Source organism: Achromobacter maghribensis, from assembly GCF_057334215.1.
On the sequence record NZ_JBHFII010000047.1, the window covers coordinates 313,044 to 336,438 of the forward strand.

17 protein-coding genes are annotated in these 23,395 nt (G+C 64.3%); 7 read left to right on the top strand and 10 right to left on the bottom strand.

Translation table 11 applies throughout. The features are described 5' to 3' along the window. Window positions 1–51: 51 nt before the first annotated feature. On the top strand, window positions 52–1,365 hold the full coding sequence (gene lplT, locus ACE039_RS21400) for a lysophospholipid transporter LplT (protein ID WP_105555147.1): 1,314 nt from the start codon (window positions 52–54) through the stop codon (window positions 1,363–1,365). An 81-nt stretch (window positions 1,366–1,446) separates the two neighbouring features. Here lplT and ACE039_RS21405 read toward each other — a convergent pair whose 3' ends face one another. Both ACE039_RS21405 and tsaB read right to left on the bottom strand, forming a co-directional pair. After that, window positions 1,447–2,433, bottom strand: coding sequence for a uracil-DNA glycosylase (locus tag ACE039_RS21405; RefSeq protein WP_485823269.1), 987 nt, complete (start codon window positions 2,431–2,433; stop codon window positions 1,447–1,449). Continuing rightward, window positions 2,430–3,698, bottom strand: a complete 1,269-nt coding sequence (gene tsaB / locus ACE039_RS21410; RefSeq protein ID WP_485823270.1) for a tRNA (adenosine(37)-N6)-threonylcarbamoyltransferase complex dimerization subunit type 1 TsaB — start codon at window positions 3,696–3,698, stop codon at window positions 2,430–2,432. The genes ACE039_RS21405 and tsaB overlap by 4 nt, the downstream gene beginning before the upstream one ends. Window positions 3,699–3,829: 131 nt before the next feature. Between tsaB and risA the strand changes: the two genes are divergently transcribed. From risA to ACE039_RS21430, 4 genes are all read left to right on the top strand, one after another. Then, complete coding sequence (gene risA / locus ACE039_RS21415; RefSeq protein ID WP_003813882.1) at window positions 3,830–4,564, top strand: response regulator transcription factor RisA; 735 nt, start codon at window positions 3,830–3,832, stop codon at window positions 4,562–4,564. A 34-nt stretch (window positions 4,565–4,598) separates the two neighbouring features. Continuing rightward, window positions 4,599–5,993 (top strand): sensor histidine kinase RisS, encoded by a 1,395-nt coding sequence (gene risS, locus ACE039_RS21420; RefSeq protein ID WP_199196712.1) that lies wholly within the window; start codon window positions 4,599–4,601, stop codon window positions 5,991–5,993. A gap of 59 nt (window positions 5,994–6,052) precedes the next feature. Then, window positions 6,053–6,601 (top strand): peroxiredoxin, encoded by a 549-nt coding sequence (locus tag ACE039_RS21425; protein ID WP_006217982.1) that lies wholly within the window; start codon window positions 6,053–6,055, stop codon window positions 6,599–6,601. Window positions 6,602–6,675: 74 nt separating this feature from the next. Continuing rightward, on the top strand, window positions 6,676–7,194 hold the full coding sequence (locus ACE039_RS21430) for a carboxymuconolactone decarboxylase family protein (protein WP_057284725.1): 519 nt from the start codon (window positions 6,676–6,678) through the stop codon (window positions 7,192–7,194). A 275-nt stretch (window positions 7,195–7,469) separates the two neighbouring features. Here the strand turns inward: ACE039_RS21430 and ACE039_RS21435 are convergent, their stop codons facing one another. The 3 genes from ACE039_RS21435 to ispD form a co-directional block, all read right to left on the bottom strand. Next, window positions 7,470–9,584, bottom strand: a complete 2,115-nt coding sequence (locus tag ACE039_RS21435) for a DUF4344 domain-containing metallopeptidase (RefSeq protein WP_485823271.1) — start codon at window positions 9,582–9,584, stop codon at window positions 7,470–7,472. Between the two features lie 146 nt (window positions 9,585–9,730). Then, window positions 9,731–10,216, bottom strand: a complete 486-nt coding sequence (gene ispF / locus ACE039_RS21440) for a 2-C-methyl-D-erythritol 2,4-cyclodiphosphate synthase (protein ID WP_105555151.1) — start codon at window positions 10,214–10,216, stop codon at window positions 9,731–9,733. Beyond that, window positions 10,213–10,896 carry a 2-C-methyl-D-erythritol 4-phosphate cytidylyltransferase gene (ispD, locus tag ACE039_RS21445; protein WP_485823272.1) on the bottom strand — a complete coding sequence of 228 codons (684 nt, stop codon included), beginning with the start codon at window positions 10,894–10,896 and terminating at the stop codon, window positions 10,213–10,215. The genes ispF and ispD overlap by 4 nt, the downstream gene beginning before the upstream one ends. 29 nt (window positions 10,897–10,925) lie before the next feature. Here ispD and mfd point away from each other — a divergent pair, with 29 nt between their 5' ends. Both mfd and serB read left to right on the top strand, forming a co-directional pair. Beyond that, window positions 10,926–14,408, top strand: coding sequence for a transcription-repair coupling factor (mfd, locus tag ACE039_RS21450; protein WP_485823273.1), 3,483 nt, complete (start codon window positions 10,926–10,928; stop codon window positions 14,406–14,408). A gap of 22 nt (window positions 14,409–14,430) precedes the next feature. Then, a complete protein-coding gene (serB, locus tag ACE039_RS21455) occupies window positions 14,431–15,288 on the top strand; it encodes a phosphoserine phosphatase SerB (RefSeq protein WP_485823274.1) in 858 nt (285 codons plus the stop codon). Between the two features lie 135 nt (window positions 15,289–15,423). On the opposite strand, the gene ACE039_RS21460 is transcribed toward serB, so the two are convergent. The 5 genes from ACE039_RS21460 to nuoL all read right to left on the bottom strand — a co-directional run bounded on the left by ACE039_RS21460 (window position 15,424) and on the right by nuoL (window position 23,393). Further along, a complete protein-coding gene (locus tag ACE039_RS21460) occupies window positions 15,424–17,673 on the bottom strand; it encodes a TonB-dependent receptor (RefSeq protein WP_485823275.1) in 2,250 nt (749 codons plus the stop codon). Between the two features lie 326 nt (window positions 17,674–17,999). Continuing rightward, window positions 18,000–18,329 carry a DUF2818 family protein gene (locus tag ACE039_RS21465; RefSeq protein ID WP_448710971.1) on the bottom strand — a complete coding sequence of 110 codons (330 nt, stop codon included), beginning with the start codon at window positions 18,327–18,329 and terminating at the stop codon, window positions 18,000–18,002. 13 nt (window positions 18,330–18,342) lie between these two features. Continuing rightward, window positions 18,343–19,827, bottom strand: coding sequence for an NADH-quinone oxidoreductase subunit NuoN (gene nuoN / locus ACE039_RS21470; RefSeq protein ID WP_448710973.1), 1,485 nt, complete (start codon window positions 19,825–19,827; stop codon window positions 18,343–18,345). A 9-nt stretch (window positions 19,828–19,836) separates the two neighbouring features. Further along, window positions 19,837–21,339, bottom strand: coding sequence for an NADH-quinone oxidoreductase subunit M (locus ACE039_RS21475; RefSeq protein ID WP_105555157.1), 1,503 nt, complete (start codon window positions 21,337–21,339; stop codon window positions 19,837–19,839). Continuing rightward, window positions 21,336–23,393, bottom strand: coding sequence for an NADH-quinone oxidoreductase subunit L (gene nuoL, locus ACE039_RS21480; RefSeq protein WP_485823276.1), 2,058 nt, complete (start codon window positions 23,391–23,393; stop codon window positions 21,336–21,338). The genes ACE039_RS21475 and nuoL overlap by 4 nt, the downstream gene beginning before the upstream one ends. Window positions 23,394–23,395: the final 2 nt, after the last annotated feature.

The window sequence follows — 23,395 nt, forward strand, 5'->3', positions numbered from 1 at the left end:
CATAATTTTCACGCGGACCGGCCGGGCTCAGGCCAAAGAACGGGGACATTCTTGAAACGTGGTTTCTATCTGGTCATGGCCGCGCAGGCCTTCTCGTCATTGGCGGACAATGCGCTGTTCATCGCAGCCATCGCCTTGATACAGGAGCTGCATGGCCCCGACTGGCTGGCGCCCATGATGAAATGGTCTTTCGCGCTGGCCTACGTGGTGCTAGCCGCCTTTGTTGGCGCCCTGGCAGACTCCTTCCCCAAGGGGCGGGTGATGTTTTCCACCAACGCCTTGAAAGTGGCCGGCTGTCTGCTGATGTTCTCGTACGCCAGCATCGGCGTCGCCCCCGAATATCAAACCTATCTGGTATGTGCCGCCTACGCCGTCGTGGGCATCGGCGCCGCCGCGTATTCGCCCGCCAAATACGGCATCGTCACCGAAATGCTGCCGCCCCACATGCTGGTCAAGGGCAATAGCTGGATCGAAGGCCTGACGGTCTTTTCCATCATTCTTGGCACGGTGCTGGGCGGTCTGTTGATTTCTTCCTCGGTCTCCACCGCGCTGCTCAGCCACTCGTTCATCGGCAGCCTGGTGCACACGCCGGCCGAAGCCGCCATCCTCGTGATCGCCTTCGTCTACCTGCTGGCGGCGCTGTGCAACCTGATGATTCCGCACACCCACGTGCGCTACCCGCCGCAGCAAAAGAACCCGGTACGGCTGATCCGCACGTTCTGGGGCTATGTCCGCGTGCTTTGGCGCGACAAGCTGGGTCAGATCTCGCTGGCCGTCACCACGCTGTTCTGGGGCGCCGGCGCAACCCTCCAACTGATCGTCATCGAATGGGGCCGCAGCCATCTGGGCTATCAGCTGGACAAGGCTTCGATGCTGATGGGCGTGGCCGCGCTGGGCACCGTGGTGGGTTCGATCCTGGCGGGACGCATCCCGCTGCGCCGCGCACTGGCCGTGCTGCCCGTGGGCGCCGCCATGGGGCTGGTCGTGCTGCTGATGCCGCTGGTCTACTCCCCCTGGAGCGTCTACCTGCTGCTGCTGATCACGGGCGGCCTGGCCGGGTTCTTCGTGGTGCCCATGAACGCCCTGCTGCAACACCGCGGCCACGTGCTGCTGTCGGCCGGCCATTCCATCGCCGTGCAGAACTTCAACGAACAGCTCAACATCCTGCTGATGGTGGCGATGTACACCCTGCTGCTGTGGCTGCAACTGCCGATCAACATCATCATCATCATTTTTGGCACCGTCGTCGCCGTGCTGATGGTCGTGTTCATGCGCTGGAGCAAGCGCAACATGCTGGCCAATCCCGATCTTCACGACCAGATCGGCCAGGAAGGCCATGGCCGCGCACTGGACTCCACGCACTAGGAAATCACCGCCAAGCGATTGATATTCCAAAGAAAAAACCGGGCCTTGCCCGGTTTTTTCGTTTGCGACCGGCAGCCGCCGTCAGACCATGCGGGACGCCAGCTTCAGGTCCTGCCAGGCCCGCGCCTTCTCGGACGGGCTGCGCAGCAGGTACGCCGGGTGGTAGCTGACGATGACCGGAATCTCGGCGCCTTCGTCCGTCTTCAACGAATGAACACGGCCCCGCAGGCTGCCGATCGTGGCGTCCGTGCCCAGCAGCGTCTGCGCCGCGAAGCGACCCAGCACCAGGATGCGCTCGGGTTTGAGCAAGGCAATCTGCCGCATCAGGTACGGGCTGCAGGCCGCGATTTCCTCGGGCTTGGGGTTGCGGTTGCCCGGCGGACGGCACTTGATCACGTTCGTGATGAACACGTCGGTTTCCCGGCTCATGCCCACGGCGGCCAACATCGCGTCCAGCAGCTGGCCGGACCGGCCCACGAAGGGATGACCCTGCCGGTCTTCTTGCTCGCCCGGGGCTTCGCCCACGACCAGCCAGCGGGTCGGGGTGGCGCCTTGGCCGAACACGGCGTGGCGCCGCCCGTCGCACAAGCCGCAGGCGGTGCAGGCCACGACCTGTTCACGCAATTCGTCCAGATTGGCGTTCTTGACGGCCTCGGCCACCGGGATGCGCGGCGCCTCGACGACGTCGTCCTCGGCCGCCTTGGGCTCCGGACGCGGAGGCGGGCCCGTGCGATTCAGGATGGACGCCGGAATGCCCGGACGGCCATTCGCCCGCTTGGACGCGACGGTCTCGACCACAGGCGCGGCGCCAGCAATGGCAGCGGGCGCGGCAGGCGCGGGCGCAGGCGCCACGGGCAGCGGCGCGGTGTCTTGCACAACGACGGCTGGCGTTGCGTCGGGAACGGAAACCGGTTGGGAAACAGGCGCTTGCGGCACCACGACGGGACGCGCGGCGGCGGGCGCCGGACGCATCCACAGGCGTTCCATGCCGATTTCCCGCAGCCAGATCCTTTGCAGCGGATTGATGCGGGGAACGGCCGGCTTGGCGGCAGCGGTCGGCAGGCTCATGCCGCTTCCTCCGCCGCGGCCGCAAACCGCTTCTGCATGACCAGCGCGTCTTCGCGGGCCCCCTTGGCGGCCGGGTAATACCCGCGCCGCACGCCGATCTGCAAATAGCCGTGATGTTGATAGAAGCTGACGGCGGACGCGTTGGACGGGCGCACTTCCAGCAGCACGCCTTCCAGCCCGCGCTGGCGCGCCTGCTGTTCGCACCAGTCAAGCAGGACGCCGCCCAGGCCCTGGCGATGCAGGGGCTTGTCCACGGCGATCACCAGCAGGTGAGCCACGTCGGGGGCGAACATCAGGATGCAGAAGCCCGCCACCTTGCCCTCGCGGCGGAGCACCCAGGCGCCGTATCCGGCAGCCAGCGCATCCGCGAAATTGCCGCGAGTCCAGGGAAACGCCTGCACATGGGCTTCCAGCGCCACGACGTCGTCCAGGTCGGCTTCGGTGAGCGGCTGCGGAATCAGGGGCGCTTGCGACGCCAGTGACGGCTGCGCCTTGGGGTTGCCGCCTTCGCCACGCATGCGTTCGGCGGTGGTGAAGGCCACTTTGTCGCGCACGTACAGCGGCGCGGCCTGTTCGGGCGGCAGGGCCTCGCCACGCAGCCATCCCTGGCGCGCCAGCCGCGCCACGCTGGCGGCTTCAGGCCGTTGCGCATCGGCGGCACGGCGCCAGGCCGCGGGATGCGGCATGTCGGCCGCATAGGCGTCCCAGGCGTCGCCCGCCAGCACCAGATTCAGGCTCAGCCCCGCCCGGGCCGACCATGCGGGCAGATGGTGCTCGGTCCAGGGCACGACTTCGGCCGCCGCGATCAGCAGCGGCGGCTGCACGGTTTCCCAGCCGCCCTCGCCTTCCGGCGCGGCCACCGGGCGGTAGACCGCCAGATAGACCTCATTCATGCGGGCGTCCAGGGCCACGACGATGGCATCGGACGGGGTTGCGTCCGCGACCTGGGCGGCAACCGCCTGGTGCGACACGACCGGCAGCACGGGTATGCCCAGGCCCAGCCCCATGCCCTGGGCCACGCCACAGGCCACGCGCAGCCCCGTAAAGCCCCCCGGCCCCTGGCCGAAGGCCACGGCATGGAGCGACGAAGGCGCCAGGCCCGAGGCCGCCAGAAGCTCGTTGGTCATCGGCAAAAGCCGTTCGGCGTGCTCCTGGGAGCCCTCGTGTTCCCGGGTACTGACCTCCAGGCGGCCATCGACCGCCCGCAACAGGGCCACCCCACAACGGGACGAAGACGTTTCCAAAGCCAGCAGGTTTAGTTCCATAGATGCAGATTGTACGAAATACGGCGGCTTTGCCCCCGGTTGTAAGGGGGATTTCAACCATGGTTCGCAATGTGTAATATCTTGTGAACGCCCACTAGCCGCTGGTTCTCGTCACTGTTACATTTCCGGCCATGAATACGCAAAACACCACCCCCACCCGAAAAATCCTCGTCGTCGACGATGATCCGCGCTTGCGCGATTTGCTGCGCCGGTATTTGTCCGAGCAGGGATTCAACGTTTTCGTTGCCGAAGACGCCAAAGAGATGGGCAAACTCTGGCAACGCGAGCATTTCGACCTGCTCGTGCTGGATCTGATGCTGCCCGGCGAAGATGGCCTGTCCATCTGTCGTCGGCTGCGCGGTGGCCACGACAACACGCCCATCATCATGCTCACGGCCAAGGCGGAAGAAATCGACCGCATCGTGGGCCTTGAAATGGGCGCGGACGACTACCTGTCCAAACCGTTCAACCCCCGGGAACTGCTGGCACGGATCAACGCGATCCTGCGCCGCCGCGGCACCGAGGAACATCCCGGCGCCCCCAGCCAGGAAAACGAATCCATCGCCTTCGGCCCCTACGTGCTCAACCTGTCCACCCGTACGCTCACGCGCAACGGCGAACAGGTGCCGATCACCACGGGTGAATTCTCGGTGCTCAAGGTGTTTGCGCGCCATCCGAAGATCCCCCTGTCCCGCGACAAGCTCATGGAGCTGGCGCGCGGCCGCGAATACGAAGCTTTCGATCGCAGCCTCGACGTCCAGATCTCGCGCCTGCGCAAACTGATCGAACCTAATCCGTCCAAGCCCGTGTTCATCCAGACCGTTTGGGGTCTCGGATACGTGTTTGTGCCGGACGGTGGTAGCTGATCGGCTCGCCCGCCCCGGGCAGGAGCGCAGCCTCGTGCCCCGCTTGCGCAGAACCTTCAGGAACCTGACTTCACGTTTGCGGCTCGGCTTGTTCGGCCGCACGTTCCTGCTGCTTGCCGCGCTGATGTTGGTCAGCCTGGGCGCGTGGCTACAAGTCTTCTTCAGCATGGAGCTGGGACCGCGCGCCAATCAAATGGCGCAGCGGGTGATCACGGCCGTCAATATCACACGCACGGCGCTGATCTACTCGCACAACGGCGAACGCAGCAAGCTCCTGCTGGACCTGGCCACCAACGAAGGCATCCAGGTCTATCCGCGCGAAGTCACTGACTTTGCCGAAGCCCTCCCCGACGACGACTATTGGCAACGCGTTGCCCAGCACATCCGCACGCGCTTCGGTCCGGAAACGCAGATCGCCTGGGGCGTGAACCAGGTGCCTGGCTTCTGGGTCAGCTTCCAGATAGAGAAAGACCTGTACTGGCTGGTGTTCGAGCGAGAGCAGATCGGGTTGACGGGCGGGATCGAATGGTTGGGCTGGGGCGCCACGGCGTTGCTGCTTTCCCTTGTCGGGGCGGCGGTCTCGGTGGGCTTCGTGAACCGGCCGTTGTCGCGGCTGGCCCGGGCGGCCCAGGTGCTGTCGCGCGGCGAGACACCCGCAGCCCTGCCCGAGCAGGGTCCGCTGGAAATCCGCGACCTCAACGCCTCGTTCAATCGGATGGCCAAAGACTTGCGACAGGCCGAGGCAGACCGGGAATTGATGCTGGCGGGGATTTCGCACGACCTGCGCACGCCGCTTGCCCGCATGCGGCTTGAGATCGAACTGAGCGGCGTGTCGGAAGACGCCCGCCAGGCCATCGACGAAGACCTGGGCCAGATCGACCACAGCATCGGCCAGTTGATGGAATATGCACGTCCGGCCGGCACGCTGCCGCAGCTGGCGACGGACATCTCGGCGGTCCTGGCCGAACTCTACGAACGCGAACGCAGCCACACGGCGTCGCTGGGCGGAGACCTCGACGCCTCGCTGGAACCGGGGCTGCGCGCCCGGATCACGGCGCTGGACTTGAAGCGCGTGGTCAGCAACCTGATCGAAAACGCGCGGCGCTATGGCCGGTCCAGCGACGGCATGGCGCACCTTGTCATGACGCTGCAAGCCGAAGGCGGCATGATCGTGATCGAAGTATGCGACCGCGGACCCGGCATCGCTCCCGAAGATGTCGACCGGCTGCTGCGGCCTTTCTCGCGGGGCGAGGCGGCGCGTACCGGTGTCAGTGGCGCGGGCCTGGGTCTGGCCATCGTCGAACGCCTGCTCAAACACGTGGGCGGCACGCTGCGAATGCTCCCCCGAGAGGGCGGCGGGCTGACCGCGCGGATAGAGTTGCCCAAAGCCAAGTTTAGGAATTATCAATTAGACAACGATAATCCATAGCGTAGAATTTATGCTTTAAGGCACAGCCTTATTTCCACCAACAACTACTGGGAGTACACATGAAAACTGTTGGCGACAAACTCGAGCCCTTCAAGGTCACCGGCGTCAAACCCGGCTTCAACCAGCACGAAGAAAATGGCGTGTCGGCGTTTGAAGACATCACCGAAAGCTCGTTCCCCGGCAAGTGGAAGGTGATCTACTTCTACCCGAAAGACTTCACGTTTGTGTGCCCGACCGAAATCGTCGGCTTCAACAAGCTGGCCAAGGATTTCGAAGACCGCGACGCCGTCCTGCTGGGCGGCTCGACCGATAACGAATTCGTCAAGCTGGCATGGCGCCGTGAGCACCCGGACCTGAACAAGCTGGGCCACTACCAATTCGGCGACACCACCGGTGCCCTGATCGACCAGCTGGGCGTCCGTGAAAAGGGTGCTGGCGTTGCCCTGCGCGCCACGTTCATCGTTGATCCGGACAACACGATCCAGCACGTTTCGGTGAACAACCTGAACGTCGGCCGTAACCCGGAAGAAGTTCTGCGTCTGCTTGACGGTCTGCAAACCGACGAGCTGTGCCCGTGCAACCGTACGGTTGGCGGCGCCACGCTGTAATTTCCAGCCCGGCAACGGGCCTGCTTGCAGGCCCCGAGCCGGGCTTTAATTGCGCTAGATTATAGGTAAAAACTATGGAATTTCTTACTACCATTAAGGAACAGCTGCCGGATTGGGCCAAGGACATCCGCCTGAATCTGGACGCCGTGATTGCCCGTTCGACGCTCGCCCCTGAAGATGCCGTGGGCGCCGCCCTGTCCGCCGCCTACGCCGCGCGCAGCCCGGTGCTTGTGGAAGCCTTCAAGAGCGGCTTGTCGGAAGGCGACGCCAATGCCGCGCTGACCGCTTCGGCGCTCATGGGCATGAACAACACCTGGTATCCCTACGTGGAAATGACCGGCGATGCGCAGTTGAAGAGCCTGCCGGCGCAGTTGCGCATGAATGCCTACGCCACCCACGGCGGAGTGGAAAAGAAGCGCTTCGAACTGTTCGCGCTGGTGGCCTCGATCATCGGCAAGTGCCACTTCTGTGTGGCCTCGCACTATGAAAACCTGAAGAACGACGGCCTGTCGACCGAACAGCTGCGCGACGCGGGCCGTATCGCGTCCGTCGTTAACGCCGCCGCCCTGGCGCTAGCCGCCCAAGGAAAGTAAACGAGCCCCCACGCCGCACACGCTGCGCGTGCTTGCTGCCCCCCGAGGGGGCGCTTTTTGCCTTGGGGCGGCCCGGCGGCAAAAATGGCCCCCACACCGCACACGCTGCGCGTGCTTGCTGCCCCCCGAGGGGGCGCTTTTTGCCTTGGGGCGGCCCGGCGGCAAAAATGGCCCCCACGCCGCACACGCTGCGCGTGCTTGCTGCTCTGCTCCTTGATGGGCACAAAAAAACCGCCTGTTCGCACAGGCGGTTTTTTTCATGCGGCTGGCGATGGCTACTTCTTCGCCATGTCCGAGGTGGTCGGCAGGCCGTTGGCGGCCCATGCTTCGACGCCGCCGCGGTACCAGTAGGCCGGCCAGCCCAACGTCCCGGCGCGCAGGGCCGCGTTATAGGACGAACGGTCGTTCATGCTGCCGCCCAGGAACACGACCGGCACATCCCGCTTGCCGCCGCTTTTCTTCAGCAACCAGGCGTCCAGCGAGGCCTGCAGCTGATCAGTGACGCTGCCGTCCGAACCGGCGTCGGCCAGCGGGAAAGCGATCGGCACCGTGTCGCGCAGGCCGCTGGTATCGACGATCAGGATGTTCTTGTCGTTCTTGACCATCGACACCAGGTCCGCAGTGGTAATCACCTGGGCGCGGTAGATCTGGTTGGGCGTCGGCCCCTTGTAGGGCGCGGCGAACAGCATGGTCGTGGGCGGCACGCCCATGTCTTTCAGTTCGTCGATGGCGCTGGGGGGCATGCCTTGGCCGGGCGCCGATTGCGGCTGCTGGCGCGGCGCAGTGGCCGGGCCGCCGCCCTTGTTGGCCACGACTTCGCCGTTGACCGTACCCATTTCGATATCGGAAATCATCACCGCGATGCTCTCGATGAGCTCATAGCACATCGTGATCGAGCCTTCACGCGGGCTGTACCAGGCGTTGAGCTTGCCGCAGTCCTTGAACACCACGTTTACCGGACGCGGCAACACATAGGTCTGCCCGAGCAGCTTGATGTTGTTCGTGATCGCTTCGGAAAGGTTGTTGGCGAACAGGTTGCCGATCTTGCGCGAAGACGGTTCGAAGACCACCTTCACCGGCGCGCCGGGCGCATTGGCAGGCTGCAGGCCGTCCGGCGTCCAGGTGCCGACGCGGGTATAAGGCGCCAGGATCTTGCGCCAGGCGCGGTTCTGCTTGTTGAATTCGTCCGAGCAACGCGCCTTGGTCCGGTCTTCAAGCCCCACGTGCTTGGCCACCGGTTCGAAGACGCTGGGATTACCGCCATACATGATGCACAGCATGTTGCGGAAGCGCTTGAGGTCGCCCGTGTGCTCGTCTTGCCAGGCCGAAGAGGCCGACGCGCCATTGCTTTCAGCCACTTTGCCGCTGTAGTACCACTGCAGCGCGGCATAGGTCGCCGCGTCGCGGGCCATGGTGTTCACGTCCTTGTCGTTCGACGGGTACATCGTCGGTTCAACAATCTGCAACGCCGCATAGATGTCGACCGCGTCTTCTTCCGCGCCGGTCGACGGCAATTCCAATTCGCCGATCAGCGCATGGCCGAACTCGTGCATGAAAATGCTGCGCATGATCCCGATGTACACCGAAACGATGCGCAGGGTGTCGCCACCGAAGCGCGGATAGGGGCCCGCGCCCGGCAATCCCGAGCCGCCGTTACCGGCGGCCGGCGTCTGGGCGGGTGCTGGCGTTCTTTGCGGATTGCCGCCTTGCGGGGCGGTTTGCGGCGCACCCGCGCCGCCGCTGCCGGGGCGCGGGGGCAGTCCCCCGGCGGGCGCCGCCGCGCCGGACGGCTTCGAACCCACATTCGACTCGATGGTGAAATCCGCGATGCCGAACGTGCCGACGTCATACGCCATGATGCCGATTTCGGAACCCACCGCGGGCGAATCGGTGACGTCGCCGATTATCTGGCCATTCACGACGAACCGGGCAGCGCCCGGAAGCTCGACCACTTTCATGCGGTCGGAACCGTCCAGTTTCGCCAGGTTGGGCACCGACGCGATATCGCGCCGCTTCTGGCCTTCCAGGCAGAACAGCAACGTATTCTTGTCGGCCGTGATCTCAAGCAGGCACAAGCTCTTGGCCGCGCGGTTATTCAGCACGACGCCGATGGAGGCTTTCGGATTCTGCGAATTGACGACCACATTGACGTCGGTCACGCGGCCCGTTTCGGGCGCCGGCCCCACATTGAGATACAGCGTCTGTTCGCTGCCCGGCGTCGCCGTATTGCGCAAGCTGAACCAGCCGTCTTGCACGCCGGCGGTCCAGCCTTGCAGCAGTTGCTGCCTGACCGTGCCGGCCAGCGGGCCAAGCTGTTGTTCAAACTCGGCGTGTGCAGCCGAGCTGAATGCACCTAGGACGAAAATCAGGGCGACGCCGCGTAAATGCATCCGAATGTCTCTGTGGTCGAAATTGAAGAGCGGAGAATATGCCAGATCAATTCGACCCGCTTATTTATTTGTTAAAGATGTATTCCAAAGTAAATAAGCCGGAAATTCATGTGCATCGCGCTGGCGCCGCCGGGTTCCTTCCCGGCTCAGGCGCGGGCCAGCAGGGCCACGACGGTGGCCGCAATGCCTTCCTTGCGGCCCAGATAACCCAGGCCCTCGTTGGTCTTTGCCTTGATGTTGACCTCGGTCTCGGCCAGGCCGGTATCCGCAGCGATGTTCTTCACCATGGCCGGCGCATGCGGGCCGATCTTGGGCGCTTGCGCGTGCAAGGTGGCATCGATGTTCACCGGCGCCCAGCCGGCGCTGCGCACCCGCGCCATCGCCTCGCGCAGCAGCACGCGGCTGTCCGCGCCCTTGAAAGCCGGATCGGTATCCGGAAAATGCCGGCCGATGTCGCCCAGGCCCGCCGCGCCCAGCAGCGCGTCGGTGATCGCGTGCAGCAGGACGTCCGCATCGGAATGCCCCAGCAGGCCGTGCGTGTGCGGGATCGTGACCCCGCCGATGATCAGCGGGCGGCCTTCGACCAGCGCGTGCACGTCAAAGCCCTGCCCGACGCGAAAAGGAATGCTCATAGCCATTTTTCCATCAGTTCGAAATCATCCGGCCACGTCACCTTGAAGTTGCGCAAGGCGCCCGGAACCAATAACGGCGCATATCCGGCCGCCTCAAGGGCTGATGCCTCGTCGGTGACGGTCACGCCATTCACGGAGGCCGCCGTCAGCGCATCGCGCAGCACGCCGGCCCGAAACATCTGCGGCGTCTGCGCCAGCCACAAGCCATTGCGGTCCAGGGTGCGCTCGACCCGCTCGTGGCCGCCCTTGACCGTATCGGCAACGGGCAACGCCAGCAAACCGCCAACGGGGTCCGCCAGGCAGGCGTCGATCAGGCGGCGCAGCGCGGCTGCCGGCAGGCCGGGACGAGCCGCGTCATGAACCAGCACCCAGGCATCGTCCGCCACGCCGCTATCGGCCAACGCACCGGCAACGGTGTCGGCCCGGGTCGCGCCGCCGCAGGCGCGCCATACCGTCCGAGGCAGGCCCGCCAGCGCCGCGTCCACCCAGCCGTCGCCCGGCGTCACGGCCACGCGCACCTGAGACACCCGTTCATCGGCCAGCAGGGCGCGCACCGCATGGCGCAGCATGGGCTGTCCGGCCAATGGACGATACTGTTTGGGCACGACCTGCGCGCCGGACGGGTTGGCGCGGGCGCCGACACCCGCGGCGGGGACGATTGCAATGATTGAGTCAGACATGGTGCGGTGATTTTATAATCTTCCGCTTGATGCCTGCTCCCAGCCTGATGCCCACCCCCAATTCCTCCGCCACCGCCGCCCCGCCCGTCCCGGCGACCGCCTCAACTTTGTCCGCGCTGAAACCCGGCGCGCGCTATGCGCAGCCCCGCCCGCCCGGGTCGGGAGACGCCTGGCTGCTGGCGGACCTGGCGCGGCAAGCGGCCGCGCCGCTGGTCATCCTGACCGCCGAGCCGGTGGAGGCCCAGCGGCTGGCCGAAGAAATCCAGCTATTCGCGCCGGACCTGCGCGTCAGCCAGTTGCCCGACTGGGAAACGCTGCCCTACGACGCGTTTTCGCCGCACCAGGACCTGATCTCCCAGCGCCTGCACACGCTGCACTCGCTGATGATGAAGACGGTGGACGTGCTGACGGTGCCGATCACGACCGCGCTGTACCGGTTGGCGCCGCCCTCGTTCCTGGCCGCCTACACGTTCTCGTTCAAGCAGAAGGACAAGCTGAACGAAGCCGCCCTGCGCGCCCAACTGACGTTGGCCAACTACAACCACGTCACCCAGGTGACCGCGCCGGGTGAATTCTGCCTGCGCGGCGGACTGATCGATCTGTTCCCCATGGGCTCCGCCGTACCGTACCGGCTGGACCTGTTCGACGACGAAATCGAGACCATCCGCAGCTTCGACGTCGACACGCAGCGCAGCCTGTACCCCGTGCGCGAGGTCCAGTTGCTGCCCGGCCGCGAATTCCCGATGGACGAAGATTCGCGGACCCGTTTCCGCGCACGCTTCCGAGAGATTTTTGAAGGCGATCCCTCCCGCGCCCTGCCCTACAAGGACATCGGCAACGGCATCCCGTTTGCCGGCGTCGAGTACTACCTGCCGCTCTTCTTCGAGGAAACGGCGACGCTCTTCGATTACCTGACGGCAGGGACGGTCACCGTCACGGTCGGCGATATCGACGACGCGATCCAGCGCTTCAACCACGACACATCCAGCCGCTACGGTTTCTTGAAAAGCGACCGCGAGCGCCCGGTGCTGCCGCCGTCCTCGTTATTCCTGGACAACGAAACGCTCTATGCAAGCCTGAAGGCGTTCCGGCGCCTGTCGCTCACCGCCGGCGAGCCGCACCCCGACTTCAAAGCCGTGCCCGACGTCAGCGTGGCGCGCCGTTCCGAGGACCCGATCGCCAAGCTGCGCGCGCTGGTGCAGACCCGCCAGACCCGCGTGCTGCTGTGCGCGGATTCGGCCGGCCGCCGCGAAACCCTGGTGCAGATGCTGAACGAGTTTGGCGTCACGCCCGATGCGCAGCCGGAAACCATCGAAGCCTTTCTGGCGTCCGACGCAAACTTCGGCATCGTGGCCGCGCCGCTTGCCACCGGCTTCGGTTTGCCGCAGGCCAACCTGGCCTTCCTGACCGAAAACGACCTGTACCCGGGCCTGGCTTCGACCGGCCGGCGCGGCAAGCGCTCGCAGGAACGCGCCAGCAACGTCGAAGCGATGGTGCGCGACCTGTCCGAACTGCGCGCCGGCGATCCCGTCGTCCACGCGCAACACGGCATCGGCCGCTACCATGGCCTGGTCAACATGGACATGGGCGAAGGCGAGATGGAATTCCTCCATCTTGAATACGCCAACGGCAGCACCTTGTACGTGCCGGTGTCGCAGTTGCACGTGATCGCCCGCTATAGCGGCGCCGACCCGGAAGCCGCGCCCTTGCACCAATTGGGCTCCGGCCAATGGGACAAAGCGCGCCGCAAGGCCGCCCGCCAGGTGCGCGACACCGCGGCCGAGCTGCTGGCGCTGTATGCGCAGCGCGCCGCCCGCGAAGGCTTCGCCTTCAATCTGCCGCTGAACGACTACCAGGCCTTCGCCGAAGGCTTCGGCTTCGAAGAAACAGCGGACCAGGCCGCCGCCATCGAAGCCGTGCTGGCGGACATGACCTCCGGCCGCCCCATGGACCGGCTGGTCTGCGGCGACGTGGGTTTCGGCAAGACCGAAGTGGCGCTGCGCGCGGCCTTCCTGGCGGTGGCCAACGGCAAGCAGGTTGCCCTGCTGTGCCCCACCACCCTGCTGGCCGAACAGCACGCCCAGACGTTCTCCGACCGTTTCGCCGACTGGCCGGTGCGCGTCGTGGAGTTGTCGCGCTTCCGCTCGGCCAAGGAAGTGGCCGCCGCCATCGAAGGCATCAACGACGGCCGCGTCGACATCGTCATCGGCACGCACAAGATCCTGTCCAAGGATGTGAAGTTCAAACGCCTGGGACTGGTCATCATCGACGAAGAGCACCGCTTTGGCGTGCGCCAGAAGGAAGCGCTGAAAGCGCTGCGCGCCGAAGTCGACGTGCTGACGCTGACCGCCACGCCCATCCCGCGCACGCTGGGCATGTCGCTGGAGGGCATCCGCGACTTCTCCGTCATCGCCACGGCACCGCAGAAGCGCCTGGCGATCAAGACCTTCGTGCGCCGCGAAGACGGCAGCACCCTGCGCGAGGCCCTGCTGCGCGAGCTCAAGCGCGGCGGCCAGTGCTACTTCCTGCACAACGAGGTTGAAACCATCCACAATCGCCGCGCGCGGCTGGAAGAACTGGTGCCCGAAGCCCGCATCGCCGTGGCCCACGGCCAGATGCCCGAGCGCGAACTGGAACAGGTGATGAAGGGCTTCTACCAGCAGCGCTATAACGTGCTGCTGTGCACCACCATCATCGAAACCGGCATCGACGTGCCCAGCGCCAACACCATCGTGATCCACCGCGCCGACCGCTTCGGACTGGCGCAGTTGCACCAGTTGCGCGGCCGCGTGGGACGTTCGCACCACCAGGCCTACGCCTATCTGCTGACGCCGGGCGAAGACGCCATCACGTCCAACGCCAAAAAGCGCCTGGAGGCGATCCAGGCCATGGAGGAACTGGGTTCCGGCTTCTACCTGGCCATGCACGACCTGGAAATCCGAGGCACGGGCGAAGTGCTGGGCGACTCGCAATCCGGCAACATCCAGGAGGTCGGCTTCTCGATGTACAACGAGATGCTGAACGAGGCCGTCCGCGCGTTGCGCGCGGGCGAAGAACCCGACCTGGACGCGCCCTTCAACCTGGCTTGCGAGGTCAATCTGCATGCCCCCGCGCTGCTGCCTTCCGACTACTGCGCCGACGTGCACGCGCGCCTGGGTATCTATAAGCGTCTGGCCCACGCCGCCAACGAAGACGATTTGATCCTCATCCAGGAAGAACTGATCGACCGCTTCGGCAAACTGCCCGAAGCCGCGCAAACGCTACTGACCACGCATCGTTTACGACTGGCCGCGCAACCGCTGGGCATCGTCAAGATCGACGCCAGCGAAACCCAGGCGCTGATGCAATTCGGCCCCAAGACCACGGTCGATCCCGGCCGGATCATTGAACTTGTGCAACGCCAGCGCAACATCAAACTGGCAGGACAGGATAAATTGCGGATTGAGATCAAGGCCGCGCAGATCGCCGCTCGCGCCGATGCCATACGCGTCGTGCTGCGCGCCTTGAAATAATCCCGCCAACCTTCGCAACTTTATGACTACCCATCACCTTGTCGTCCAATCCCCCGGCCTGACCGTCGAACACGCGGAACAGCTGGCCGCCCTGGCTCAGGCCCAGGGGGTGGCGCGCATCAGCAACACCGCCGCCCGTCTGCTGGACGTGCAGCACGACGCCCTGACCCGCGCCGAAGTCGTGGCCTGGGCCGACCGCAACGGCGTGGATGTGGCCTTCCTGCCGGCCGGCCTGAAGCTGTCGCAATGCAAGGTGCTTGCGATGGACATGGATTCCACGCTGATCAACATCGAGTGCATCGACGAGATCGCGGGTGTGGTGGGGGTGAAAGACAAGGTGTCCGAGATCACCGAAGCCGCCATGCGCGGCGAGATCAAGGACTTCGCCGAAAGCCTGCGCCGCCGTGTTGCCCTGCTCAAGGGCGTGCCGGCCGACGCGCTGGAGCAGGTCTATGTTGAAAAGCTGCGGCTGAACCCAGGCGCGGAACGCCTGATCAGCACGGCGCAGGCCGCCGGCATCAAGGTATTGCTGGTGTCGGGCGGCTTCACGTTCTTCACCGACCGCCTGCGCGAGCGGCTGAAATTGGACAGCGCGCATGCAAACACGCTGGAGATCGACAACGGCCTGCTGACCGGCCACGTCGTGGGCGACATCCTGGATGCCTCGGCCAAGGCGGTCTACCTGCGTGAATTCGCCCGTGTGCACGGCGCCACGAAAGACCAGATCATCGCCATGGGCGACGGCGCCAATGACCTGCTGATGCTGGGCGCGGCGGGCTTCCCGGTCGCCTACCACGCCAAGCCGCTGGTGCGCGAGCAAACCCGCTTCGCGTTGAACGTGACGGGCCTGGACGGCGTGCTGAGCTGGTTCGAAAGCTGATTGGCGGCAGGCTTCGCAGCCGTCCGAAGCAACAGCCAACCGCCCGCCCCAAAAAAAGCCACCTTGCGGTGGCTTTTTACTTGCAGCGCCGGAACCGTACCGGCCCATCAAGAGCGGTCCGTCGCTACGGCGTCATCAATACCGGACCTTAAGCGACAGCAATGCCGCCCGGCCCGAGCCCAACGCAGCATAGTGCGCCGCGTAAGCCTTGGTGTAGTACGTTTCATCGAACAGGTTCAACACGTTCAGCTGGGCTGAGAAGTGCTCGTTGAATTCGTAGCCCGCCATCGCGTCAAAGCGCCAGTACGAAGGCACCCAGCGCGCCTTGGGCGTGCCATCCGCGTTATTCGATGCATCGGCATTGCCGAACTGCTTGTCGACGTAGTAGGCGCCGCCGCCGACCGTCAGCTTGGGCAGCACCTTGTAGGTGGTCCACAGGCTGAACGCATTGCGCGGCGTATTGGGCAGGTCCTGGCCTACGGCGCCGCTGTTATAGGCGCCCTTGGTCACTTCGCTGTCCATGAAGGTATAGCCGCCAAACACGTTCCACCTGGGCGTGATGTTGCCCGAGAAGCCCAGTTCGATGCCCCGCACCCTGGCCTCGCCCACTTGCGACACTTCCGTGGCGGACACGGCAACGCTCGTGTTCTTGCGAATATCGTGGAAGGCAGCCGCCGACAGCGTCAGCCGGTCGTCGAACACCTGCCATTTCGTGCCCAGTTCCACGGTACGGCTCTTTTCGGGCTCGAGCGACGCGCTCGTGGCCGTGGCGGCATCGCTGATTGCGCCGGCCGCGATGGCCGACGGCGTGGATGACGTGCCGTACGTCGCGTAAATCGTGCCATTGGGCAGCGGCTTGTAGGCCAGGCCCAACTGGTAGTTAAACAGATTGTCTTCGCGGCTGGTGTTGTAGAACGCCGGCGTGCCGGCCGGATCGTTGCGGCCCTTCGCAATGTTGCTGCCGCTGGTGCGGTAGTTGTCCCAGCGCGCGCCGATGCTGGCTTGCCATTGTTCGTTGAACTTGATCGTGTCGAAGCCGTACAGCGCCACGGTGTCCGTGTTGTAGCGGGCCGGGTTGTCGTTGCGTTGCAGGTGTCCCGGATACGAGGTGCCCGGTTCCGGATCCCACAGCGAAGCGCACAGCGCCGGATTCGGGCTGCCCGCGCAGGCGCTGGTGCCCCCGGGAATAGACTCCGTATAGCCGTCCTTGTCCTGCTTGATGTTGCTGTATTCGAAGCCCAGGTCGAACGAGTGCTTCAGGCTGCCGGTATCGAACTCGCCGGTCAGGTCCGTCTGGTTGGCGAAGCTCTTGGTGACGTAGTAGCCCGACTTCAACGCGCGGTAAACCAGCCCGTTGGGCACGTTGCCCTTGCTGTCGTCCGGGTTGGTGGCGGCGAAATCGGTCGTGCCACGGCCATACCGGGTCACGTTGCGCAATTGCAGCTTGTCCGAAAAATCGTGCTGAAAATCGACCGTCGCGACATCATCCCGCGTGCTCATGAAGTCCCGGCCCGTCAGGCCGTAGAACGTCTTGCGGCTCACGCCGCGCGTCTCCGTCACCGGCTGCCCCGTCTTCGGGTCATACGGAATGGAGTAGTCCGGCATGCTGTCGTCTTGATAATGGTAGTAGCTGAGCGTGATGCGAGTCGGCGTGCCGATTCCAAGCATCAGCGACGGCGCCACGCCCCAGCGCTCGAAATCAACGGCGTCGTCGCGGCCGGCCACATCGCCCTTGTTGCCCATCACGTTCAAGCGGAACGCCGCCTTGTCGGCCAGGCGCCAGTTGCCGTCGATCGTGGCGCGGTAATTGTTGTCCGTGCCGATCTGGGCGGTGGCTTCGGTGAAGTCCGTTGCCTTCGGCGCCTTGCTGACCATGTTGATGCTGCCGCCAGCGCCACCCCGGCCCGAATACACCGAGTCCGGCCCCTTGATCACTTCCACCTGTTCCAGGTTGAACGTATCGCGCACCTGGGTGCTGGAATCGCGGATGCCGTCCAGGAACAGGCTGCCCGCGGCATTCTGGCCGCGGATGATCGGCAGGTCGCCGCCCGGCCGACCGCCCTCGCCCGCGCCGAACGTGATGCCCGGCGAATTGCGCAGCACGTCTTGCAGCGTGGACGCTGCCTGGTCCTGGATCACCTGCTTCGGCACAACCTGCACCGTGCGCGGCGTATCCAGCAAAGGTGCCGTCATCTTCGGCGACGGCACTGTCGTCGTCTGGTACGAAGACCCTTCACCCTCCACCCGAACCGGGGCAAGCTGCGTCACGCCCGAGTCCGCGGACTGCGCGGCGGCGTAGGGGCTGATGAACAAGGCGGGCGCGGCAATGGCGGCGGCCAACGAGGTAGTAAGCGTATTCAGCGAATACGAATCTTGGGGCTTCAAACCAGCTTCTCCAGAATATGAATAGCAACGATTCTTATTTTTTTACCGGTTGCGATTTTGATCTTGGGCGCTGAATGAAACCTGAACGAAAGTGCTGCGCTTACGTTAAAGACGAAAAAAACAACACTTATGCCTGCAAGATCGCTATAAATAACGGCTTATAGCGCCGTGACACGGCGACACCCCTTGCAGCGTCCACGGCAAGTTCGCGATGCCATTGCACGCGCCAGGGGTGGCCGCCCTGCTGCGCGGCCTTGCGCGCGGCACATTTCACGGACCCAAAAGAAAAACGCCCCTGAAGGGGCGTTTGGTGCCTTGGCGGGCCATCAGGCGCGCAGACGGGGGTGCCGTTTGAACAAGTAGCGGTAGACGAAGCCCGGATAGGCCAGCACCAGGTACAAGCTCAGGGTGATCGCGTAGAACTCCCAGGTCTGGGCAAACCGGTTGCCTAGCGTGGACTCGAACGCAAAACCTAGCGCGCCAACGATGGCGTAGAACACCAGCACTTCAACCAGGCGCAGCCAGAACGGTTTGACCACGGCCGCGCCGGCCTGCTTCCAGGGCAGGACGGCGAACACCCGTTCCGTCAGGAACGGGAGGTTGGCGCTGACAAGCGCCAGCGCGATCAACAGCCACACCGCCAGCGTCTGGTTCATGGCGGGTATCCGATTACAGGGACAGCGACGAACGGATGGCCTGTACGCACAGCGCCATCAGGCCGCCCGGGAGCAGGCCCAGTACCAGCATCATGGCGCCGTTGACCGACAGCAGTCCGCGTTGACCGCAGGTGGCGGCGATCGGTGCGGCGTCGGCCGCCGGTTCGTCGAAGTACACAACCTTGACGACACGCAGGTAGTAGAACGCGCCGATCAGCGAGAACAGCACGGCAATCACGGCCAGCGTGACGTGGCCGGCGCTGATCAGCGCTTGCAACACGGCCAGCTTGGCATAGAAGCCCACCAGCGGCGGAATCCCGGCCAGCGAGAACATCAGCAGCAGCACGATGGCGGCATGCCACGGGCTACGGCGGTTCAGGCCCTTCAGGTCGTCGATCTGCTCGCATTCGAAACCCTGGCGCGACAGCAGCAGCACGATGCCGAAGCTGGCCAGCGTGGTCAGCACGTAGGTCAGCATGTAGAACAGCGACGCGCCATAGGCGGCGGACGACAGTTCCGGCTTGCCTGCGACCGAGCCCGACATCAGGCCCAGCAGCACGAAGCCCATGTGCGAGATGGTCGAGTAGGCCAGCATGCGCTTGAAGTTGGTCTGCGCGATGGCGGTCAGGTTACCGATGGCCAGCGACAGCACGGCCAGGATCATCAGCATCGGCTGCCAGTCGGCGGCCAGGCCATGCAGGCCGTCCACCAGCAGGCGCAGCGTGATGGCGAAGGCCGCCAGCTTCGGCGCGCCGCCCAGGATCAACGTGACCGCGGTCGGCGAACCCTGGTAGACGTCGGGCACCCACATGTGGAACGGCACGGCGCCCAGCTTGAACGCCAGGCCCGACACCAGGAACACAATGCCGAACACCAGCGCCATCTTCTCGGCCTTGCCGGCGGCGACGACCTTGGAGATCTCGGCCAGGTCCAGGTGGCCCGTGGAGCCGTAGACCATCGACATGCCATACAGCAGGAAGCCCGAGGCCAACGCGCCCAGCACGAAGTACTTCATGGCGGCTTCGGTGGCCACGACGTCGTCGCGGCGCAGCGCGATCAGCGCATACAGCGCCAGCGACATCAGTTCCAGGCCGAGGTAGATCGAGATGAGGTTCCCGGAGGAAATCATGACCATCTGGCCCAGCAGCGCGAACAGCGTCAGCACGTAGAGTTCGCCGCCCTTGAGCATGTCGCGGACCTGCGCATAAACGCGGCCGTAGACCAGCGTGGCGCCCACCGCGATATAGGACGCGATCTTCAGCAGGTGCGACAGTTCATCGGTGACGTACAGCCCGTGGAACGTCGCGCCTGCGACGCCGTTTTTCCATTGGAAGGCCGACACGACGGTCAGCACGCCCAAGGCCAGCAGGGTCAGCAGGAACGTCGGCTTGCGCTCAGGGTGATTGCTGACCGCGTCGACGAGCAGGATAGCCAGGCCGAAAACCAGCAGGAGGATTTCCGGTGTCGCCAGGGCGAAATCGATTTGGGATTGCATCATTGTCTTGTCTTACAGTTTCGAGACGGCAACGTGTTGCAGCAGGGCCTCGACCGACACGTGCATGACGTCGGTGAAGGGCTTGGGATAGATCCCCATGTACAACACGGCGATCGCCATCACGCCAAGAATCACAAATTCGCGGCGGTTGATATCGGTCAGTTCGCGCACATGGTCATTGGCGATGTCGCCCAGGACCACGCGCTTGACCATCCACAGCGAATACGCAGCACCCAGGATCAGGGCGGTGGCCGCCAACAAGCCGATCCAGAAGTTGTGCTCGACCGCGCCCATGATCACCATGAACTCGCCCACGAAACCGCTGGTGGCCGGCAAGCCGCTGTTGGCCATCGAGAACAGGATGAAGAACGTGGCGAAACGCGGCATCACGTTGACCACGCCGCCGTAATCGGCGATGCGGCGCGAGTGCATGCGGTCGTAGAGCACGCCAATACACATGAACATGGCGCCCGACACGAAGCCGTGGGAAATCATCTGCACGATGGCGCCTTCGATGCCGGCCGTGTTGAAGATGAAGAAGCCCAGGGTCACGAAACCCATGTGGGCCACGGACGAGTAGGCCACCAGTTTCTTCATGTCTTCCTGGATGATCGCCACCAGGCCGATGTAGATCACCGCGATCAAGGACAGCGTGATCATCAGGCCAGCCAGGCTGTGCGAGGCATCCGGCGTGATCGGCAGCGAGAAGCGCAGGAAACCGTAGGCGCCCAGCTTCAGCATGATGGCGGCCAGCACGATGGAGCCGCCCGTGGGCGCTTCGACGTGAACGTCCGGCAACCACGTGTGGACGGGCCACATCGGCACCTTCACCGCGAATGCCGCCAGCAGTGCCACGAAGATCAGGATCTGTTCGGTCTGGCCCAGCTTGACCTTGTGCCAGGTCAGGATGTCGAACGAACCACCCGAGGCGTGCCACAGGTAGATGAACGCGACCAGGGTCAACAGGGAACCCATCAGCGTGTACAGGAAGAACTTGAATGCTGCGTAGATGCGGTTATCGCCGCCCCACGCACCGATGATGATGTACATCGGGATCAGCGTGGCTTCGAAGAACACGTAGAACAGCATGCCGTCCAGCGCCGCGAACACGCCCACCATCAGACCCGACAGGATCAGGAAGGCGGCCATGTACTGCGCCACGCGGCTGGTGATGACTTCCCAGCCCGCCAGCACCACGATGATGGTGATGAAGGCGGTCAAGAGAACGAACCACAGCGAAATGCCGTCGATGCCCAGATGGTAGTTGACGTTGAAAGCCTCGATCCAGGAGGCCTTCTCCACGAACTGCATGGCAGCCGTGGTGGAGTCGAAACCGGTGTAGAGCGGGATCGTGACGAGGAAACCGGCCAAGGCGCCGGCCAGCGACAGGCCGCGCGTCAGACCGGGACGGTCGTCACGGCCCACCGCCAGCACCAGCAGGCCGAATACGATCGGGACAAAGATCGCAAGCGTGAGCCAGGGGAAAGTGTTGGATGCCATCTCGCTTGCCATCATTGGGGAATCAGCACAAAGAAAGTCACCAGCGCCATGATGCCGATGATCATCGCGAACGCGTAGTGATAGATGAAGCCGGACTGCAGGTGGCGGCTGACCGCTGCCACCCAGCCCACCACGCGGGCGCTACCGTTGACCAGAAGGCCGTCGATGATGCCGCGGTCGCCGGTATTCCACAGGCCACGGCCCAGCGCGCGCAGGCCACGAGCGATGATCTGCTCGTTGACCCAATCCACGTAGTACTTGTTCTCAAGCACCTTGTTCACGCCAGACAAGCTGGACTTGATCGCGGCCGGAACCTTGGGGTTGATCAGGTAGCAGTACCAGGCGATGACGAAACCTGCCACGACCAGCCAGAACGGCAGGGTCTGGAAGGCATGCAGGCCATAGGCGACCCAGCCGTGCCATTCTTCGCTCAGTTCGTGCATCGCCGGATGCTGCGGCAGCACCGTGATGACGCCGTTGAAGAACTTGCCGAACAGCATCGGGTCCACGGCCCACGCACCCACCAGCACCGACGGGATCGCCAGCAGGATCAGCGGCAGCGTGACCACCCAGGGCGATTCGTGCGGCTTGCCGCCGTGATGGCCGTGGCCATGGTCGTCGTGCCCGTGGTCGTCATGGGCATGGTCGTCATGGGCATGGTCGTCGTGACCATGGCCGTGACCGTGGTCGGTGGTGTCGAAGCGTTCCTTGCCGTGGAAGACCAGAAAGTAAACGCGGAACGAGTACAGCGAGGTCACGAACACCCCGATCAGCACGGCGTAGTACGCGAAGCTTGCGCCCCAGACGTTAGCGTGGCCGGCTGCTTCGATGATGTTCTCTTTCGAGTAGAAACCCGAGAAGAACGGCGTGCCTACCAAGGCCAGCGTGCCGAGCAGGAACGTGATCCAGGTGATGGGCATGTACTTGCGCAGGCCGCCCATGTTGCGGATGTCCTGGTCGTGGTGCATGCCGATGATGACCGAACCCGCGCCCAGGAACAGCAGCGCCTTGAAGAACGCGTGGGTCATCAGGTGGAAGATCGCCACCGAGTAGGCCGACGCGCCCAGCGCCACCGTCATGTAGCCCAGCTGCGACAGCGTGGAGTACGCGACGACGCGCTTGATGTCGGTCTGGATGATGCCCAGGATACCCAGGAACAGCGCGCCGATGGCGCCGATCACGATGATGAACGACAGCGCCACGTCCGACAGTTCGAACAGCGGCGAGAAGCGCGCCACCATGAAGATGCCGGCCGTCACCATGGTGGCGGCGTGGATCAGCGCGGAGATCGGGGTCGGGCCTTCCATCGAGTCGGGCAGCCAGGCGTGCAGCGGAACCTGAGCCGATTTGCCCATGGCGCCGATGAACAGGCAGATACACGCCACCGTCAGCAGCATCCAGTCCGAGCCCGGCAGGGTCATCGCGGCCAGCTTGTCGGCTTGGGCGAACACTTCACCGTAGTGCATCGTGCCGGCGTAAGCGAACAACAGGCCGATGCCCAGCACGAAGCCGAAGTCACCGACACGGTTGATCAGGAACGCCTTCATGTTGGCGAAGATCGCCGTAGGGCGGGTGTACCAGAAGCCGATCAGCAGGTACGACACCAGGCCCACCGCTTCCCAGCCGAAGAACAGCTGCACCATGTTGTTCGACATCACCAGCATCAGCATGGAGAACGTGAACAGCGAGATGTACGAGAAGAAGCGCTGGTAGCCGGGATCATCCGCCATGTAGCCGATGGTGTAGATGTGCACCATCAGCGACACGGAGGTCACCACGACCATCATCATGGCCGACAGCGGATCGATCAGGAAGCCGATTTCCAGCTTGGTCTTGCCGATCAGGCTCCAGGTGTAGACCGCGCCGTCGAAGCGCAGGCCGTTCAGCACGTCGGCCAGCACCACCACCGAACCGATGGCGGAAATCAACACGCCAAGGATGGTGATGACGTGGGACGCGCGACGGCCGATGGGACGGCCCAGGAAGCCGGTGCCGAAAAGGCCCGCGAGAATTGCTCCGGCCAGCGGTGCCAGCGCGATGAGCAAGTAGAGATTGGGTGAGCTAGACATTT